Origin of the sequence: Chitinophaga sp. Hz27, assembly GCF_042263525.1 — a bacterium.
GTDB lineage: Bacteria > Bacteroidota > Bacteroidia > Chitinophagales > Chitinophagaceae > Chitinophaga.
Genome location: NZ_JBHKFJ010000002.1, coordinates 1 through 18,575, shown reverse-complemented (window position 1 = coordinate 18,575; position 18,575 = coordinate 1). Strand labels below are relative to the sequence as shown.

Below are 18,575 nucleotides of genomic sequence, written 5' to 3'. Positions count from 1 at the left end.
CTTACTACATCTGCTATTTACATTTACTTAACGCTTCTTTATATCCATTCACTATTACTTCATATGGAGGAGTCCCATTAGAATTAGTCCAAGGCCATCGTCAGCTCAAGTGGATATATATCTACTTCTTCTATTAATAATATATTTTACTGATTTAAATTCCCGAAATACTCTTCCCATATTGAGCTATTCCAAAACCTCTTATCATCAAAATTATATCTATATTTAGGTTTCCCATTATCGTCTTGGATAGTCCCAAACTCGGTAAAGTACTCTTCTCTGATGACCTCAGAAATTTCTCTCTTATTATACCAATTAATTGGATAAAATCTTTTTACCCATTTCAATTCTATAGTTCTTTTTGAAGTTGTTCGCCTTCTTCCTATATAGCAATAAGCATCAAACCAGTGGCTATACTGTTTAAGTTGAAAAATGCTATCACGCCTGTTCATTGGCGTTTCAGTTATTATAAAAACTGCCAATCTCTCAAAATCAGGGCTATATAGAATAGTATCTATATATATAGCTGTCGAATCACAATATTCCTTATTCTTAAAGGAAAACTTATGTTCAAGCAAATCCTCTTTCAGTTGACCTGATATAATAATGCTGTCTTTTGTATAAGATGCCATACTAGCCGTAGTATGATTCAAAAATTCTTTGGGGGTATGAATTTTTTCTCCTATTCCGGAACCGTAGCGGCAGGAAAAATTTGCAACGACCATTACAAATGTCAGTCTCAATAAAAATTTAAACATTACTATTTAGTTTTGCTTTACCCATTTTTTTCCATTCCAATTATATGTTCCTTCACTCAACTGATTTATATCAATAAAAAAGGAAAATATAGAGTGATCCGAACTAGTACTTTTGCTATTAGGTGTTTCAACACCTCCTTTTTCCTTGCCATTTGCCAGCCAACCCATTCCCAAAATATTCCAATTATTTTTATGAATGAATTGTAGTGTTTTGATGTCTGGATCGGATGTCAATTCACCTCCCTGATATGGATCAAAATCAGCAACTAAAGTAATTCTAACTTGCTGATCCAGATGATTTTCTTTTATGTATTCTTTTAATGCCTTTACTAAACCTTTGGCATAAGCCCCCCCCATGCTATGGGTAATAATCTTTATTGTTTCTATAATATTACCATTCTTATCTCTAGCTAAGTTTGCTATTATCTCTTTTGCATCTTTAGCTCCAGCTAAATAACCATATAACATTCTACTTGCAGCAGATCCTGAGACATTCCCTGGATCAATATCTATCAATGGGTGCCATCCCCCGATTGCACCATCATAATATCGAGCTTTGTTATCTCCCAAATGCTTCATTACCTCTTCATCAAAATTCCGGCTGGTTGTAACAGCATGAGTACCATCTCCATTATCATACCATTGGCGCGGTTGCCTATTTAGCACATAGTGTGTTTCAGTATTTCTCCAGTAGCCTGCACCTGGTGAGGAAAAATTAAAATGATTCCCGTTTACAAATATTACAAGGTTACCATCTGGATCTATGGCCTGCGTCGGTTGATTAAGGGCATATACATAGGGGGATGTAGCAAAATATAATTCAGCTTTATTATCTATTTTATTCCACCTCCCTATTTGCTGATCATACATCCTCGCCCCATAGTCATACCACTCCAATCCGCTCCCATCTCCAAACTCCTTATTCTGCAACTCCTTCCCGTTATACTTCATCCTATTCTCCGGATAACGGCTCCCCACCAATGCATTAGATGAAATCCCCGCCATCGTCAACCCAAACGGATAATAATGCGTCTCCTCCAATACCGGCCCTGAAGCCTGTGCTACTAACAGGTTATCAAAGTAAACATCGGAGGCACTTTCGTTGCTGGTATAAATATACAAAAATCCGCTTTTGTTCATCAGGGGCCGATTGCACATACTTTAGGCCACTATTTCCCTCTACTAGTATTAGCTCTAATCACACCACATATGAACAGTTTCGGTAAAAACTAAGAGAATGTAGGGAAGAAAAAAAATCTCTCTCAGGCAAAGTTTGCGCGGCAACTCGACCTGCATCATTCTATTATCAGTAAGTATGAACGAGAGAATGTAAATAGACAGTTTCGGCAAAAAACTCAGAAGATGTAAAAAGCCGCAGGTCATGACCTACGGCTTTTGTGTCAATTCATGTTACTGTCTATTCTATGTTATTCCCTGTCGGGCCAGTTATACATATCAATATCAAATTCAATTTTAAGCTTACTGCATAAGTCCATAAAACGCTGGTCCAGGTGAATCCATGGAGTACTCTCTTCATTACCAAAATATAAGAAAACAGCACAAGAGATCTCACATGAATATCTATGGCACAGGGATTCAAAAACCTCGTATTTAGCTTCAATTAAGTCCAACAGAGCATTAAGTTGATCCTCAAATGAAGTTTCCTTATTATTTGACACTTCCATATGCCAGGCGCTACTCTTTGCCAGCACTTTAACAAATGAATTTTTGGGTAACCCTTTTGTATATGTTCGAAATGGCTTGATCCCAATCATAGACTCTATCTCTTCATGATTCATATCACCATCTGTGTAAAATATGAGTCGTAAATCAATTTTATTCTTCATAATTAATTATTTTATGGTGTTACACCCGCAAGGACAAGTGAACTTCCCCCAGTTGGAGCGGCAGTAATAGCTGCAAGTCCCCATTTAAAAATCTCCCAGGACACGACTGCTACAACTGTTCCAATTGTTACTTGCTTTACAGTAGGAGGGGTCAACTTAAAAGATCTCGTTCCATTTTCTGCCTCTCGGTTACGCAAATCTTTAAGATTATATCCAGTAGGCTCACCCGGTCCCATATTTCCTTTGCCTTTTTCATATACATTCCCTGCAGGATCTTTATAAAGGTCAACTTTTCCACCACCCTTACTATTAAATCCTTTTTGGCCATGATCCCAACCATATTTTTCTAACAATTCTATTTCCTGATCCGAAAGTTTTTTGTCTTGCGCAGGATTTCTATCATCTGTAGGCTCAACTGGACTTCCTGGTCCACCATCAGAGGTTGATACAATTTGTTGGGAACAGGATTTAGTAAACATCCATTTTTCTCCAAAATTGTTATTATCAGAAGAATGAGGGTCAGGAGAATTAAGGCCTTTCTCCGTAGGATTAATATCTCTCTTAAAAAGAGATAAATCAAACTCACTATTTTCCTTCTTTGGATTCAGCAACTCATTTGCATCAATACTGAGTTGACCATCTGGATCGATATAACGTACAGGATTTCCAAATGCATAGTTATATGGAGAGCACCTCCTCATATCTTCAGATAGTGGATCAATCACCATCCACCTCCCCAACTGTGCATCATACATCCTCGCCCCATAATCATACCACTCCAACCCACTCCCATCTCCAAACTCCTTACTCTGCAACTCCTTCCCATTATACTTGAGTCTATTCTCTGCATAATTAGTTCCCTTCAACGCATTGGAACTAATCCCCGCCATCGTCAACCCAAACGGATAATAATGCGTCTCCTCTAATACCGGCCCTGAAGCCTGCGCTACTAAGAGATTATCAAAGTAAACATCGGAGGCACTTTCGTTGCTGGTATAAATATACAAAAATCCGCTTTTGTTCTCAGGGGCTGATTGCACCTGCTTTAGGCCACTGTTTTCCTCTACTCGTATTAGTTCTAATCACATCACATATGTGCAGTTTCGGGAAAAAACCAAGAGAGTGCAGGGAAGAGAAAAATCTCTCCCGGGCAAAGTTTGCGCGGCTACTCGGCGTGCATCATTCTATTATCGGTAAGTATGAACGGGATGAAGTAAAGCTCATTTTCGACGGGTAAAAAAATTGCGGATGAACTGGGCGTGACCGTGGATTACCTGATTGGTGGCTCCACCAGCATGGTACTGGATAAAAAGCTCCTTAAAAAAATAGAAGAGATTGAAGCCTTACAAGAGGAGGAAAAAGAAAAAATTTATTACTTCATTGATAGGGCTATCACATATAACAAAACTAAAAAAGCATATTCACGATAAGCCAGAAAAGCCGCAGGCGTTATGCCTGCGGCTTTTCTGGTTAAATGCAAAAGTAGAATATAGGGTAATATTCTGCATTAATCTGTTATCCCTTTTTCTTTCGCCTGCTTAAGCCAAATATTAGCAACACCTTCATTTTTAGATATACCAATTCCATAGTAGTAACACCTACCAACTTCATATAGAGCTTGATTATCCCCTAGTAATGCAGCATTTAAGTAGCACTCAAATGCCTTCCTATAGTTTTTCTTTACTCCTTCTCCATTTTCATAACAAATAGCTAAATCAAAATAAGCACTGCTATAATTACCCTCTATAGAACTCAGAAAATATTCAACCGCTAAAAATGGATTCTTTTCAACAAATGTCCCATGTAAGTACCAAGTGCCAATAGCGTATAGCGCTTCAGCATTCCCTTTATTCGCTGATTGCTTCAGAAAATTAAATGCAATCTCCAAATCAGGGTGTTCCTTTTGCATCTCAACGAAGGCTTTTTGAAGTAAAGCTTTTCCTTTTGCCATATATTCCATTTATTCTTGTTTTACTATCAATACATTTTTACGCAGTAGGTGGCTTCGTTGGTGTTGGTGTGGGTGTGGGAGCTGGCGCAGGCGGCTTTGGAGGCCAAGGCCCCTTGTGGCCATCAGGACGCCTTCTAGGTAGATTTCCCATCCCCTTTGCACCGTTTCTATCTTGTTCTCTACGAGCATTTGCATGTTTCCCTTTTGTACTTCCTCTGGCTCCAGAAGTATGTTCAGCTCCTCCCGCTTTACCCCAATCCTTCTTCCTCTTCGCATTTACCACAGGAAGAGGTGCTACAACAGGAATAGGTGTTGGCGCCGGAACAGGAACTGGCAGTGGCTCAAAGTTCAATGGCAGAAGTGTTGGTTTTGCCGGAGATGGTTTCGGTTGAAAAACCACGGGAATTATTTCTCCAATTTTGATCATCGTCTCATATCTCGCTGTTTCCTCCTCATCAAAACCAAAAGCAGAAGCGGGTGTATCATACAAACCAAATGTTATGGTATGATTAATCCCATTGATCAATCCAGCAGTGCTAATCCAAAAACCTCTAGCACCTGTTGGGGGATCACCATCTGGTTCGTCTCCTAAAAAGTCATTATAACTAATCGGATTGTTATAATTGGAAGCATAAGGAGACCATGCCTCCATTTCGTCAATTTTCGGATCTACCTGATTCCACCTGCCTATCTGAGGATCAAGGTTTCTGTAAAATACATCATATTGATTTAGATCCAGATCAGTCGTATGTTCTATACCGTTATACTCCTTCCGATTCTTAGGATAATTCGTCCCTACCAACGCATTAAAACTAATTCCCGCCATCGTCAACCCAAACGGATAATAATGCGTCTCCTCCAATACCGGCCCTGAAGCCTGTGCTACTAATAGGTTATCAAAGTAAACATCGGAGGCACTTTCGTTGCTGGTATAAATATACAAAAATCCGCTTTTGTTCATCAGGGGCCGATTGCACATACTTTAGGCCACTATTTCCCTCTACTAGTATTAGCTCTAATCACACCACATATGAGCAGTTTCGGTAAAAACTAAGAGAATGTAGGGAAGAAAAAAAATCTCTCTCAGAAAGAGTTTGCACGACAACTCGGCGTGCATCATTCTATTATCAGTAAGTATGAACGGAATGAAGTAAAGCTCATTATCGACGGGTAAAAAAAATTGCGGATGAACTGGATTTAATCAGACCAGCTATTCACTGTAGCTAGAGAAAGTTCCTGTTTTACTTGGCGAGAGTTTTCTCTAGCTAAACTCTTTCAACCCTCATTCAAAGAAGGCAAGCGGATTTCATAAAAATTAAAACTGTATACAGAGGACCACATTATAGATCGACGCCACCAATTGAAATCGCTTTATAGTTATCATAACATTTAGAATCAATCAAGAAGGTTATATTATCTCTCATGACATTGCTCCAAATGCTGAAATACAAACCTTTTTCATCACTTTTCAAGTAATGTATATTATCAGGCTTGACATTATAACAACGCAACATTAAATAATTATAAAAAGACTCTGGTTTGTTTGGATCTAGATTAAAGTATTGGGCTATTGGTGATTTAAAAAAATTACCGCTTATGTATAATATTCTTCCCGTTTCATCATTGTGTGCAATCAAATAGTCTTCATCAGAATAAAAACCAAGCATACGAACAGAGTAAGAAATTTCGCTATCCAAATCAACAACCTGTGGCATATAAAGGCTTGTGAGATGAAATCCTTCCAAAGGAAAAATCCCTTTACCTTTAAACGGCTTGAACTCCATTCTTAGATGCCCATTGATGGGTAGCATTTTTTCAAACAAGAAATAAGTCGAGTCTCTCCATATCTGCCCACCAAATTCCGGTATATCTGCCGGCACAGCATTCCGTATATGATAAAATATTATATTATTCCTAATATTTATACTGTCCTTTTGCGATATTGTTTGTGCCTCCAGATTAAGAAAAAACAATAAGAAGCAAAGTAAAAGTAATACGTCTTTTTTCATAGTGACCTTACTGTGCATTAATTAAATCTCTTCCTTTGCCAAGAATGCATTCTTTATTGGCTAATAATATTTCAGAGAAATCAGCTCTCCTATTTAAGCACCCAAGTGAATCTAACTGCCAGATCTCCTTATCAAAACCTGAAATATCGATGGAATCCGATAGCTTAGGGCGCGTTAGACTTATTGCAGGTTTTGTTGGTATTAATATCAAACAAAGTCCTAAACTAGTTATTACATTTCTCATTATCAGTATTTGTTAAAGTGTCATCATTTGCTTTGTTTACCTCTTGTCACAAAACTGAGGTTGAAAGTAATACTTATCACAACATGACGTTATATCCGAAAAGTCTGCAGATATAAGACCACTTTCCGCAACTTCTTTCTTTCGTGAAAAAGAGCCTATACTTATATATCTAATAATTGGAGACACATTACATCCTCCTTCCAGAGAATCAATGTAATTATATGCTTTCGTCTATTTTATGTCCAGGGATTGTGAATAAAGCAAGTTGGAAAATCCGAGTAGGAGTAAATAAATAAACTTCATCAGTCAAAGTGAGATTCGCTTATTAATGGATAAATTTATCTTGTGATAATTTTTAATCGTTGCAGACCATCTTTTTCCTCAACTTCTTTAATTCTTCGATTCCAAGTTTCTTTTTGTATGCGAAGCTTTTCTTCCTTAGAATAACAGGAGGTAAATAATAAGGCCAAAAGGTATAAATATATTTTAATAATTTTTTTCACAGGTACTGATATTTATTAGGCTATTTTTTCTTTAAATACTCGCTGGAAAACATCCCATACACAAATGTTTCACCTACACAACTTTCATCAGTCAAATTTATTTTTTTCATAAAATGTCCAGGCATCACCTCCTTTTTTGTCACATAATATGAATATGGAAGCCGGTATCCCATTATAAAAATTGATTACGGTAGTTTCAGTACATCCTTCTGATGGTTTAAAAATTAACTCATTTTTCTTTATATAACTGGGAAGTGATAACTCACTACCAACATAATAGTAACCTAATAAGTTATTCCTATTGAAGACCAGTATACCACCCCAGGAACGCTGAGAATCTTTATACAATCCAGACAAACTGTTAACTTTCATTACCTTATAAATCTCACCCGTTTTTGACCTCAGTATTCCTAAATAAGTAAATTCTGCGGTGTTACCATATTTTTCTTTGTAGGTAATTTTTTTTCCTACTATATTCTCCTCTAATACTGATACTACATGCTGTTGGCTTATCTGTGCTTCTAAATATGCAGGCAGTATTAATAATATAATTACAATAAGTACTTTCATAATATTGATAAATAGTTTGTTGTTTATTTTTTAGAATAATAATCAAGCGGAAGTCCTTGGGCTATTTTTGCGCCAATAGATTCCATCACCATCCTCAAAACATTATTCTGATAAGCTTCTTTTTGGCGGCTACCATTATAGTTTTTTACTGCGGCGTTCCATCCGAGAAATCTATATACCAATTTTCCATTTTCATCATGTTCAGCTCTTATACCCTTTGTGGCCAGCCACCTTATTCCAGCATATAACGAATTTGTGGTCATTGGTTCAACCTTGTATTTGAGAGAATAGGCTTCTTTTACTTCTGCATAATCTCCGCTATTATTTACTTGCATAATATCCTGAATACCTGTAATTCCCAGAGAAGATTCCTGCATAGCAATCGCTTTTACTAAAGTAGGATCCAAATCAGGAATGGCGGAAATAACATCACTTGGAATTTCATTCCCTCCTCCTGTAACTAACCTCAATGCTCCACCATTCTTCGCCTGATTAAAATAACCTGTACGTGCTGCGATTAAATAATCATTGGCTTGATATTCAGGACCAATCGTAGAATATGAATTTTCAAAACGATTTCTAATGATACCTGGCATTGGCACTTCAGTCCATCCTACATTACTTTTTGCAGGGTCTGAAGGATGGTAGCTTGATTGAATAAACGTTCTGAATTCCGTATTACTTTTTACTCTACGAACTTCCTGACCATAAAGATTATAATGTACTACGTCAGATGGTCTAAGTCCATCCGGATCTATGAATCTGATTGGATTGTCAAACGTATAATTATAAGGAGAATACCCTTTCATTTTCTCAGAATATGGATCTACTTTTTGCCATCTACCCACCTGCACATCATACATCCTCGCTCCATAGTCGTACCATTCCAATCCGCTACCATCTCCAAACTCCTTATTCTGCAGCTCCTTCCCATTATACTTCATCCTATTCTCCGGATAACTGCTTCCCTTCAACGCATTCGAACTAATCCCCGCCATCGTCAGTCCAAACGGATAATAATGCGTCTCCTCTAATACCGGCCCTGAAGCCTGTGCTACTAACAGATTATCAAAGTAAACATCGGAGGCACTTTCGTTGCTGGTATAAATATACAAAAATCCGCTTTTGTTCATCACCAGATCTCCACTGCTTAATTGCTGCAGTTCATCGGGTGCTGATTGCACCTGCTTTACGCCACTGTTCTCGTCTACCAGCTTGAACTGATCATCGAAGAGTACATAATTCAGATAAGCTTTAGGCTTGTCTGGCAGGTTTTGGCCAGGATCTTTTTCGGTAATTCTGGTAAGATCACTGGTAGTGAGGTTGGAAGAATTCAACATAGCAGTACCACCAGCACCATGCGCGCCAGCTTCGGCTGCTGCACCGTTAAAGGCATTAAGTATGGAGTTGAGTAATTCTCCTTTTGAAACAGAACGTGTATTCGCTCCCGTAGATTTGTAAAAAGCCTTACAGCCAGCTTTCACCGTATCGCCAGCCATTACACGTAATACGATAGACGTACCTACCTTTTGCTGCTGTGCAGCATTTAATTTCGATACATATTGATTGGTGTCTGTTGTAGCATCCGCAGGATAACCTACCGGCAGCACCGCGCGCGTACTTTCTATATTGCTGAATAAGGCCGTCTCCTGCTTAGCGGCAGCTGTTTCCATGGTAGCCGCATACAGTGTAGCATCGCTATTTTCTGTAAGTACAGTGCGGGTATTACCCAGGTGATCTTTCAGGAAATAATCATAGACAAAGACCGGGGCTTGCCCTGATTTAAAGATTGCACGCAAACGGCCCTCTTCATGACCAGTGAACTGTAATACATCATCCTGATAAACATTAGCGCCAACATAATCTGTGACCGTAGTCTTGGCAGGAGTAACAGTTTTATCCAAAACTGTCTTGCGGATTTTCTGACCACCGGCGTCATAGGTATATTGAATTTCACCTTTGTTATTATCAAACGTAACTTTCGTAGGCAGATTCAGGTGATTATAATCAATGAGGCTGATATGTTTATTCTTATCTAGCGTTAAATTACCTGCCAGATCATACACATAATCAATATCATCTGAATCACTGTTTTTGAAGTCGCCTAGCGGAGCCGAAGTACCACCCTGGTCGTAAACTGACAATAATTTATTACTACCCGCCGGATCATATCTATACTGAAGTTTATCAACCAGTTGTTTAGCTCCGGCTACCATACCCATTTGCTGCATAGCAGTGATATTACCATTCGCATCATAGTTTAGTCCGGATACAGAAAAATCTACTACACTATTTAACCATTGACTACCGGAATTTTGGGAAAATTCAGCATTCTTCAATCGGTTGGCATTATCATAATTATAACCATATGCTCTGGCTACCGGATCTGTAAACCCACGCCATTTCTGGCCAGAAATATTACCATTGAATTCCTTGCTATTGAAGCCGGCATCATAGCTTAATACGTAACCAAAATAGGCATTGCTTCCAGTACCTGCTTCCGCATACTGACGGTTTACAGCCTGTAACCAGCCACGGATATTGAATTCATACGCCTGTTCCGCAATAGCATTACCGCTGGAAGGCGTCCCTATCTTTTTGCTCTTCAGCTGACCTAACTCTGTGTAGTCATTAATCGCGATGGTACGGGTGAGATCATCCCTGTCGTTGAATTTCTTCTTAACTGTCAAAGGCCTTCCCGCTGCATCATAGGTCATGACCGTTAATGAAGTCATTTCAGGTTGCTGACTGCTACGTGGATTGCTTTCACGCTCATAGGTGCTGAGTATTTTGTTATCAAAACTGTACATCGTACTCAGCGCGTTTTTCCCGTTTAAATCATTATCCTTAATCAATTGAATGGCACGGCCTTTCTCATCGTAGTAACTGGTAGTCGTCAACCAGTGATCAGTTCCCAACACACGCACCTTTCCACCTGTAACTAATCCATTTGTATTTGCTGATTTAATAGGGTTTTCTGCGTTATTGGCAGTACCTGCTGTTAATTTCACCAGGTCTGCTGATTGAAAATCATGCGGGGTAGTGAAATTATAATTATCGTAGAAAGTATAGGTTAATGCGGTTAATTCTGAGGCAGCTATGTTAGGGAGTGTATTCGTTGTCGTTACTTGTACGGTCCCTCCTGTCAGGGCCGGATTGATCCTGAAGTCGATGTCGGCATTTACAGTGGATGCATATCCATCAATGATATCAATTGATTGCGTTGCCTCATAAAGCGTTTTTTCATCTCTGCTAACCACCAGGTTATCAATCCCTGGTATAACTTCACTTTGTGTAGTGGTATTACTGACAACATTATTCATGGCCAATTGCAACGCTGCTCTGTCTACACCGGAAGCGGGATGATAGATAGCAGTTTTAACGGGCCTGTTCAGCACATCATAAAAAGTTGCTAACCAGTTGCCAGCTTTTCTGAGATTGGCATCGCGCAGGAATACAAGTCTGTCCTGGTTGTCATATACCATTTCCACTGCCTGCGCACCTGGCACTTTCTTTTCAATTATGCGGGTACGGTTATCATATTTATATTGAAAACAAAGTTCATCCTTCACTGTGGCTACGTTCCAGGAAGTGCTTATTTTCTCGACAGCTAGTGGTGGTATCACAAATACCAGTGAGCCCAGATCATCGAATATATAATAGGTACAAAGCCAACCAGTATGTGAAGTGGATGGATTATCCCCATTTTGTACTTTTTTTAGGATGACCCGGCCATCTTTGTCTTTATAAGAAACAACACGATGATTATTTTCATCTATTACTATTTCCCGATATAACGTACCTGCAGCGTAGTAACCTTCCGCTACGGGCTCTACACCTGAAGCACCACGCCACATCACAACCTGGTCATTGGCATCATTCAGTTCATAGCTTTGTGTGACAGGATGGCTTCCCCCTGTCTGGGCCCAGCTGTTACCCGGAGCGTACATTTTCAGCAACCGGCCATTAGGCATGGCCTCATATTCTGATTGGGAATAGAATATTTTTTCCTCTTCCATACCCGGATTAAGGGAATAGTTGAGATAAAAAGCCTGCTGGTCTGCAAACGGCGCAGTTTTAAAGTTCCCATCAGATGTAGTTTGCGTGGCTACGTATGGCAGGTATTTGAATATTTCTCTACCATACTGATCATACGTAACAGCGGTCACAATATCATGTCCTGTAGGACTTACACCCTTAGTCACTTGCTGCAAAGGACGTCCTAATCCATCGACATAACTGGTTTGTTCCACCACATCCGAGACAGGTTTTGTTCTGTTGATAGCATTGGGGTCAGTAGTCGGAATCTTTGCATCCCAGGTACGAACATAATTAAGGACCGGGTTTACATAAGCCGCTGGCAATGCCACCGGTGATGCTGTTACTTTATTGCTTTGCGGAACATTGGTTTGTGCTTGCGCATGTAATGATGCAAACACCAAAGCCCCGCCGAGTATTTTATATTTCATGGGTATTTGTACAAATAGGTTAGCAGATAGGTACACGTAAAGTCTATTTACTCCGTCCATTCAAAAAATAATTCTTACCACCTTTATAGAGCTGAAATGCTGATGGCGTAAGGATGTCCTTGTACAGAGCGTCCCTGCCATTTTCAATCTGCTGCAATTTCAAACGCAGCGAATCCGCGTTGGTAATGGTTTGTCGTACCTGCATTTTTTGTTGTGATATATTTACAGAAGTCTGCAACAATGTTGATTGCTGCGTTGCTGTTAAATGTAAACTGTCGGTCAAGCGCTGTACAATACCTGCATCATGGGTAGTAGGTCCAGATTGCGCTTTACAAACAGCAGCCGTAGAAAAGAAGGTTATTATTAAGAAAATTAAGTACTTCATAAGTTAGTTTTGATTTAGAACATACATTCACCAAAAGAATCTTCTACATAATCCACAGACCAGCTACCATCGCTGAATTCATAATGGTATGTACAGTCATAACGCATGGTAGAAGGATTATACACGGAGTTGGTATAAATCTTCATACCAGTTTCGCAATTACCATTTACACAACGTTTATTTACGCCTACACAATTAGAGACATTACATCCGTTGGACACACATTTCCCTGTGCTGTTTGCATAGGCCTGACCATTGTTATTCACGTCATTTTGTGCTTTTTGGTCGGCATCAAGTTGAGAAATGGTCGATGTATATTTTTCCGCTGGTACAATATAGGTAACCGTGCTGCCTGCAAAACCACTGGCACAGTTATTCTTTGAAAAGGTACCAGACTTTGCCTGACTCTTATAAACAACTATTGGTGGCGGTGGCGTACCATAGTAATACTCAAATTTCTTGATAACATTACGTTGGTAATCTCTGATGAGCAGCAATCGCAGGAAGCTATCATATTCATAATAAGTGACGATATCCCTGTTGTCAACCTTAGAAGTAACACCCAGCATAGGATCATAGGTATAGCTTGTCATCTGGGCATCTACAGGATAGATACGTACCTCGTCTATTCTCGTACCTGTAATAGTTATAGGACCAGTATAGGATTGCGTCTGCAATGTCCACTGGGTACCATTGCTGGTCCAATAGGAAAGTTTGAAGGTTTTGGTTGTACCTGGAGGTAGTGTAAACGGTATAGTAAAACTACCACTGGCAGATTTAGCACCAGAGAAAGCATTTGCATCGGCTACTCCTCCTGCGTCTTCAAAACTATTATAGTATACTTCATTGATAGCGGCATTAGCAACCGTGGCAACAGGATATTTCTTTTCTGCAGACCAGATCATGGCCGTCAAAGGTGCTCCAGTAGCAAGTACTTCATTTACATGTCCGAAATTATCATAACTTCTGAAGTTAACATCCTGAGATAAGCCAGGGATGCGTTTTACCTGATTGGGATCGAAACTACCTGCTGTAGCGGCTGGCATTGGACTTGCCAGTTGCGCGATGCCTATCTGCGCCGGCAGCACTACATTACCAAAGGTACCAAAGCTATTTACAGTAGCGCCTTTCAGGTACCATGCACCAGTTTGCTGTAACCAGTTTTCCTGAGACACGAGTGCATGACCATTATACAATGCAATGTTGGCTGGAAGTGCACTGGCATTATAGTTAGGTACATAATAATACCTGGTTTCCTCCAGTTGGCCTTTTGAGTTGGGATGTTGCACAGTAGCAGGCAAGTATGTTTCCGGATAATACGTGTAGTCAGTTACCTGCTCCATCGTCTGTCCGTTGGCGTAGTCACGTCTGATTTTTTTAGTCAGATTCGCATGCCCAAAACTCCAATAGTAGGGCCTACCACCATAGATTAGATTTTGTAATGTATTTAAATTATCTGTTTGACGGGTAATTGTTTTGAGATTCCTGCCATTATCGGTGCTATTCGTATAGCCATCATAAGTATATATATTTTCCTCATAATTTTGCAATACATCATCCTTATCATACACATATGATTTAGTAGGCAATCCCTCTTTCCATTCCAGCTGTTGCTCCTTTTCATACGGATAATCAAAATTCCCGGCATGAATTTCCGCGAAGCTGGTAAACTCATGTACACTATAACCCAGCATCTTGCCGGATTGCCCTTTGGTTACTTTTACCTTTGTGTAAATCACCGGGCTTCCCTGGAAATAGCTTAAAGATTGTGTTGGCGTAGAAGTAAAGTTTAAATAAAATTCGGGATGACAGGTTGGTAAACTCCCATTATCCCCTGCGCCATCCCATACGTTTACGGTTGTAGAATAATAAGTATAGTTAGGAATATTTTGTATTTCACCCGAAGTAGGTTTTGTATCACTGCTATAGTCATATCTTGTAACTACAGGATCATTGCCATTATTAGGATAATCTTCCAGCTTTGCAATGCGTAATCCTCCTACTGATCGTGGTTTCGGGTTGATATTATAAGTATATGCCACTCGGAGGTCGTAATCTGGTAGTAAGTCTACAAAGTAATCTGCCGTAAACTTCACCTCGTAATTTTTCCCTGCCGGTAAAGTCAGACTTTCCTGAGTATTATCCAACGTTTCTACTGGCAACATGAAAGTCTGGTTAAAAGATAAATCCGTACTTCTGATGGTCATATAAATATTACCCCCGGTAGGAACCTGATTACCTGTATTATCTGTGCTTAACAAGAAATTAGTACTACTTTTAAAAGTAACAGGGATAGCTGTAGTGATACTTACATTTCTATCAGGAAAAAGCATTGGTTTAAATGAGTTCTCATCTTTTTTGGACATTTCAACTGTCTCAGTACTCTTATCCCAGAACAAGTCTTCATTAAATACAGAATTCCCTTCAAAATATAATTTCGTGTAACCGCCGGTAGGATATTTGATCATCTCCATAATACCCGCCTTTCCATAATAAGGATCGGCATCACGTTGCGCACCACCGATGTGTCCACCAGGCTGCGAATTTCTGTAGATATAAATTTGGGGGATAAGTGACCCGGATTCCTTTCCATTATAATATCCCCAATAATCCTGGGCCGTCGAACTTCTGCTTGGCAGCGGCTGGGTATTGTACGTAAACTCATAAGGAGGAAGGGAATTACCGATACCATCTGTTTGTTGTACACGAAGTAGTTTAAGACGTTTACTAAAATCATTTGGACGATCTACCGGAATTTTTGTAATGCAGTTACCATCGCTACAGAGGCAATCAAAATAATCATATGACAGATTAAATGATTTTTTTCTATCGCCATTTGAGATATTGATCTGGCTTAATGCAAAATCGCGGGTTAAGTCCTGCCTTGCAAACTGGTAAGAAAAGTCGACTAATGTTTTATCGGGAAGTTCGATTGACTTTAACCGCAACGGATTATTATTCACCAGGATAAAGGCATTCTTTTCTCCCCTTTGCGAGGTTCCCAAAAAATTATACGTATTAATTGTATAAGATTCGGAATAACCTGCTTCATATTCCTGGTTGGTTTGAATATTTTCATAATTCCAGTTGATGGTATCTTTTTTATCAGCGGAAATCATATTCTTCAGGTGCCAGTTAGTAACATATTCTGCCAGTGAAGCGCCGCCTGGACCTGGCATAGGCCCCATTACTCCAGGTGTCTGGGTTTCGGGTACTGAAAAAATATAGGTAATTCCTGTGTTGTTATCGACAATCGTGAAGCCATATATTCTGCTGGCATTTCCGGTAAGAATACCATTGAAGGTGATAGTGAGGTTTTGTTGTGTAATCAGATGGGCCACTCTATCTTTTGTAAATACAAATTTTGCACTGATGCCCGGCGCCGAAATATTAAACACATCGGCCTCACCATCTATATTACGGCGTTCAATCCCATCCAGCAACCAGAATTTTATCGGATCATTGGTAACAGCAACACCTTCTGTGATATAAGGAGATGGAAATAGGTTACTATAAACGTAATAATAGTATTCAGGTGGATGTGTATCTACAATTGGTAATGGATTAGTGGTAAGATACCCACCGGATTGATCATCAGGGAGTCCGTTAAGTGTTCTTGAAATCATGCCACCGGCATCCAACGCCCATCCCAGTCCACAGTTAGATGCCATGTCCTCTACCTTGTAGCCGCCTGCATGGTAACGCAGGTTAATACTGAAATCCAATTTCTTGGCAACATCCTTATAATCATAGATAGGAACTGTTATACTTGGAATACCCGTGGCCAACCCTACTGGAATATCCCCGAATTTCCCCAATGCGGCAGCATTGGGCGTAGGTGGTACCGGTAGTTTATAAAGCTCTCTTTTCGCTGCCGGAACCTGCTGGTCCTGGGCAAACACCATTTGCTGACCGCCTAACAGGAGGCAGCCCAACAAGATTTTCTTCATCATGCTTTCAATATCTAAATAGAATAAACACATGAATCTGCATACAGTACCAGGGACTTACTCATAGGTATAATGATGTTCAGCAGAATTCGGTTATGGGATAATATAGATTACAGGTTGAGTGCAATCGTCAATTTGTTTACAAAGTACATAAAAAATGAGAAGGCCAATAATTTTCTCAGAACCTGATAAATTAATGATAGCCAGCGGTATTCATCAACATTTCTAGTTATTTATTCGCTCCCACTGACATGACTTTTCCTGTTATTTTATTTACATTTGCCAATATTCTGTTGTGCTGTTACACATTATAATTTTCACATGCGACCCGTATACCTGATCATATTTTGCCTATCTCTCTTAACTGTCGGTGCACGTGCACAGCAACAGGTTATTGCACAAAAAGACAGCCTTGTCAACAAGACATTAGACATTCCTAATAAGTACTACAGCACCGTTTCTAAAAAGGCAGATGTATTGAATAAGCAGCTGACAAAGCGCACCGAGAAAGCACTGAGCCAGATGGCACGTTATGAGGCACAGATGAAAAAGCGTATGGCCAAACTGGATTCTGTGAATGCGCAAAAGCTGTTCAACGACAGCGAACAAAAATTCGCCTCTCTGAAAGATAAGCTGAAAGCCAAAACAGATAAGATTCCGGGAAAGAAATTACTCGGCAATAGTTTAGGTGTAGACTCTCTTTTTAATACCCTCAGCTTTCTGAAACAATCCAATATATCTGCTGATAAAATCCCTGCACTTAATGGCAGCCTGAAATCTGTTACTGCATTGCAGGATAAGCTGGCCATCCTGGAAGAAGCCAAAGCGTTTATCCAACAACGTAAGCAACTACTAAACGGCCAACTCGGAAAGATGCCGGATATGGCTAAAAGTCTGCAAGGCATAAACAAAGAAGCCTATTATTACGGCCAGCAGGTGAAAGATTTGAAGGAGACTTTCAGCGATAAAAAGAAAATAGAAAAAAAGGCGCTGGAACTGGCACAAAAAGTTCCGGCATACAAAGACTTCATGTCTAAACATAGTTACCTCGCCAGCCTGATGGGCATCGATGGTGGTGGTGGCGAAACGCCTAACTTAGACGGTCTCCAGACCCGCAGCCAGGTGGAGCGCCTTATACAACAGCGTCTTGGTGGCGGCCCCAATGCCGCATCTGCTGTTAGCGGCTCCATGGCAGAAGCCCGCGCTAAAATGGATGATCTGAAAAAGAACTTCCCCGGCCTGGATAATGCCGGCGAAATGCCCAACTTCAAGCCTAATGAAATGAAGTCTAAAACATTTCTGCAAAGATTGGAATATGGCGGCAATATACAGTTCCAACGCAATACCAGCTTCTATCCTACTACCAGCGACATCGCAGGACAAGTAGGTTATAAATTTCATAAAAATGGTGTGATCGGATTGGGCGCCGCCTACAAACTAGGCATGGGACAAGGCTTCAATCACATCGCCTTTACCAGTGAAGGACTCGGACTGCGCTCCTTTGTAGACTGGAAACTGAAAAACACCTTCTTCCTCAATGGAGGCTATGAGCAAAACTATCAGCCGGTAACTATCAACTCCACACCAGGGCTCGCCCAGTGGACACCAAGCGGCTTAATAGGCATCAAGAAGAAATATAAAGTAAGTGCTAAGATGAAAGGAGATGTAACGTTGCTGTTTGACTTCTTGTATAGTACACACGTTCCTAATACTGATCCAATTAAACTTAGAATGGGATATAATTTTTAAAGAGAAAGGCCGGTAATTGTAGTGCCCCCAAAAAGTTAGACACTTTTTGGGGGCATTTTTTATGAATAAGAAAGTACGATACAGTTTTTCGGAGAAGCTCAGAACAGTTCGATCAATTGAGTCATTAAAAGAGTCAATAG

At 39.9% G+C, this 18,575-nt stretch carries 16 protein-coding genes and 2 pseudogenes; 5 read left to right on the top strand and 13 right to left on the bottom strand.

What is annotated here, in order from left to right:
• Positions 1–146: 146 nt before the first annotated feature.
• Together ACE38W_RS03880 and ACE38W_RS03875 are read right to left on the bottom strand one after the other, a co-directional pair.
• Positions 147–758, bottom strand: a complete 612-nt coding sequence (locus ACE38W_RS03880) for a hypothetical protein (protein WP_375828924.1) — start codon at positions 756–758, stop codon at positions 147–149.
• Positions 759–764: 6 nt separating this feature from the next.
• Positions 765–1,898, bottom strand: a complete 1,134-nt coding sequence (locus ACE38W_RS03875; RefSeq protein ID WP_375828923.1) for an RHS repeat domain-containing protein — start codon at positions 1,896–1,898, stop codon at positions 765–767.
• 117 nt (positions 1,899–2,015) lie between these two features.
• Between ACE38W_RS03875 and ACE38W_RS03870 the strand changes: the two are divergent.
• A pseudogene (locus ACE38W_RS03870) lies at positions 2,016–2,126 on the top strand (hypothetical protein); the annotation flags it as partial.
• A 59-nt stretch (positions 2,127–2,185) separates the two neighbouring features.
• Here ACE38W_RS03870 and ACE38W_RS03865 read toward each other — a convergent pair.
• Positions 2,186–2,605 carry a DUF4279 domain-containing protein gene (locus tag ACE38W_RS03865; protein ID WP_375828922.1) on the bottom strand — a complete coding sequence of 140 codons (420 nt, stop codon included), beginning with the start codon at positions 2,603–2,605 and terminating at the stop codon, positions 2,186–2,188.
• 11 nt (positions 2,606–2,616) lie between these two features.
• The gene (locus ACE38W_RS03860) at positions 2,617–3,612 is read right to left on the bottom strand and encodes a polymorphic toxin type 33 domain-containing protein (RefSeq protein WP_375828921.1); all 996 of its coding nucleotides are present in this window, start codon (positions 3,610–3,612) and stop codon (positions 2,617–2,619) included.
• An 86-nt stretch (positions 3,613–3,698) separates the two neighbouring features.
• Here ACE38W_RS03860 and ACE38W_RS03855 point away from each other — a divergent pair, with 86 nt between their 5' ends.
• Both ACE38W_RS03855 and ACE38W_RS03850 read left to right on the top strand, forming a co-directional pair.
• Positions 3,699–3,842: a helix-turn-helix domain-containing protein gene (locus tag ACE38W_RS03855; RefSeq protein ID WP_375828920.1), complete on the top strand. Its 144-nt coding sequence runs from the start codon at positions 3,699–3,701 to the stop codon at positions 3,840–3,842.
• A 28-nt stretch (positions 3,843–3,870) separates the two neighbouring features.
• Positions 3,871–4,035 (top strand): hypothetical protein, encoded by a 165-nt coding sequence (locus ACE38W_RS03850; protein ID WP_375828919.1) that lies wholly within the window; start codon positions 3,871–3,873, stop codon positions 4,033–4,035.
• A gap of 77 nt (positions 4,036–4,112) precedes the next feature.
• Here the strand turns inward: ACE38W_RS03850 and ACE38W_RS03845 are convergent, their stop codons facing one another.
• Together ACE38W_RS03845 and ACE38W_RS03840 are read right to left on the bottom strand one after the other, a co-directional pair.
• A complete protein-coding gene (locus ACE38W_RS03845; protein ID WP_375828918.1) occupies positions 4,113–4,556 on the bottom strand; it encodes a tetratricopeptide repeat protein in 444 nt (147 codons plus the stop codon).
• 37 nt (positions 4,557–4,593) lie between these two features.
• Positions 4,594–5,517 carry an RHS repeat domain-containing protein gene (locus ACE38W_RS03840; protein WP_375828917.1) on the bottom strand — a complete coding sequence of 308 codons (924 nt, stop codon included), beginning with the start codon at positions 5,515–5,517 and terminating at the stop codon, positions 4,594–4,596.
• Between the two features lie 117 nt (positions 5,518–5,634).
• On the opposite strand from ACE38W_RS03840, the pseudogene ACE38W_RS03835 reads away from it, so the two are divergent.
• Positions 5,635–5,730 (top strand): annotated as a pseudogene (locus tag ACE38W_RS03835) (helix-turn-helix domain-containing protein); the annotation flags it as partial.
• A 166-nt stretch (positions 5,731–5,896) separates the two neighbouring features.
• Here ACE38W_RS03835 and ACE38W_RS03830 read toward each other — a convergent pair.
• The 7 genes from ACE38W_RS03830 to ACE38W_RS03800 form a co-directional block, all read right to left on the bottom strand.
• Positions 5,897–6,565 (bottom strand): hypothetical protein, encoded by a 669-nt coding sequence (locus ACE38W_RS03830; RefSeq protein WP_375828916.1) that lies wholly within the window; start codon positions 6,563–6,565, stop codon positions 5,897–5,899.
• A 7-nt stretch (positions 6,566–6,572) separates the two neighbouring features.
• Complete coding sequence (locus ACE38W_RS03825; protein WP_375828915.1) at positions 6,573–6,809, bottom strand: hypothetical protein; 237 nt, start codon at positions 6,807–6,809, stop codon at positions 6,573–6,575.
• 338 nt (positions 6,810–7,147) lie between these two features.
• Complete coding sequence (locus ACE38W_RS03820; RefSeq protein ID WP_375828914.1) at positions 7,148–7,312, bottom strand: hypothetical protein; 165 nt, start codon at positions 7,310–7,312, stop codon at positions 7,148–7,150.
• 87 nt (positions 7,313–7,399) lie between these two features.
• Positions 7,400–7,882, bottom strand: a complete 483-nt coding sequence (locus tag ACE38W_RS03815; RefSeq protein WP_375828913.1) for a hypothetical protein — start codon at positions 7,880–7,882, stop codon at positions 7,400–7,402.
• Positions 7,883–7,905: 23 nt separating this feature from the next.
• The gene (locus ACE38W_RS03810) at positions 7,906–12,351 is read right to left on the bottom strand and encodes a DUF6443 domain-containing protein (RefSeq protein WP_375828912.1); all 4,446 of its coding nucleotides are present in this window, start codon (positions 12,349–12,351) and stop codon (positions 7,906–7,908) included.
• A 43-nt stretch (positions 12,352–12,394) separates the two neighbouring features.
• Positions 12,395–12,736: a hypothetical protein gene (locus tag ACE38W_RS03805; RefSeq protein ID WP_375828911.1), complete on the bottom strand. Its 342-nt coding sequence runs from the start codon at positions 12,734–12,736 to the stop codon at positions 12,395–12,397.
• A gap of 14 nt (positions 12,737–12,750) precedes the next feature.
• The gene (locus ACE38W_RS03800; protein ID WP_375828910.1) at positions 12,751–16,689 is read right to left on the bottom strand and encodes a DUF5977 domain-containing protein; all 3,939 of its coding nucleotides are present in this window, start codon (positions 16,687–16,689) and stop codon (positions 12,751–12,753) included.
• Between the two features lie 318 nt (positions 16,690–17,007).
• Between ACE38W_RS03800 and ACE38W_RS03795 the strand changes: the two genes are divergently transcribed.
• Positions 17,008–18,435 carry a hypothetical protein gene (locus ACE38W_RS03795; protein WP_375828909.1) on the top strand — a complete coding sequence of 476 codons (1,428 nt, stop codon included), beginning with the start codon at positions 17,008–17,010 and terminating at the stop codon, positions 18,433–18,435.
• Positions 18,436–18,575: the final 140 nt, after the last annotated feature.

Coding starts and splice junctions, on each gene's coding strand:
- ACE38W_RS03865 (WP_375828922.1), bottom strand. CDS start 2,605: ATGAAGAATAAAATTGATTTACGACTCATATTTTACACAGATGGTGAT.
- ACE38W_RS03800 (WP_375828910.1), bottom strand. CDS start 16,689: ATGATGAAGAAAATCTTGTTGGGCTGCCTCCTGTTAGGCGGTCAGCAA.
- ACE38W_RS03880 (WP_375828924.1), bottom strand. CDS start 758: ATGTTTAAATTTTTATTGAGACTGACATTTGTAATGGTCGTTGCAAAT.
- ACE38W_RS03810 (WP_375828912.1), bottom strand. CDS start 12,351: ATGAAATATAAAATACTCGGCGGGGCTTTGGTGTTTGCATCATTACAT.
- ACE38W_RS03805 (WP_375828911.1), bottom strand. CDS start 12,736: ATGAAGTACTTAATTTTCTTAATAATAACCTTCTTTTCTACGGCTGCT.
- ACE38W_RS03830 (WP_375828916.1), bottom strand. CDS start 6,565: ATGAAAAAAGACGTATTACTTTTACTTTGCTTCTTATTGTTTTTTCTT.
- ACE38W_RS03875 (WP_375828923.1), bottom strand. CDS start 1,898: ATGAACAAAAGCGGATTTTTGTATATTTATACCAGCAACGAAAGTGCC.
- ACE38W_RS03825 (WP_375828915.1), bottom strand. CDS start 6,809: ATGAGAAATGTAATAACTAGTTTAGGACTTTGTTTGATATTAATACCA.
- ACE38W_RS03855 (WP_375828920.1), top strand. CDS start 3,699: ATGTGCAGTTTCGGGAAAAAACCAAGAGAGTGCAGGGAAGAGAAAAAT.
- ACE38W_RS03795 (WP_375828909.1), top strand. CDS start 17,008: ATGCGACCCGTATACCTGATCATATTTTGCCTATCTCTCTTAACTGTC.
- ACE38W_RS03845 (WP_375828918.1), bottom strand. CDS start 4,556: ATGGCAAAAGGAAAAGCTTTACTTCAAAAAGCCTTCGTTGAGATGCAA.
- ACE38W_RS03840 (WP_375828917.1), bottom strand. CDS start 5,517: ATGAACAAAAGCGGATTTTTGTATATTTATACCAGCAACGAAAGTGCC.
- ACE38W_RS03815 (WP_375828913.1), bottom strand. CDS start 7,882: ATGAAAGTACTTATTGTAATTATATTATTAATACTGCCTGCATATTTA.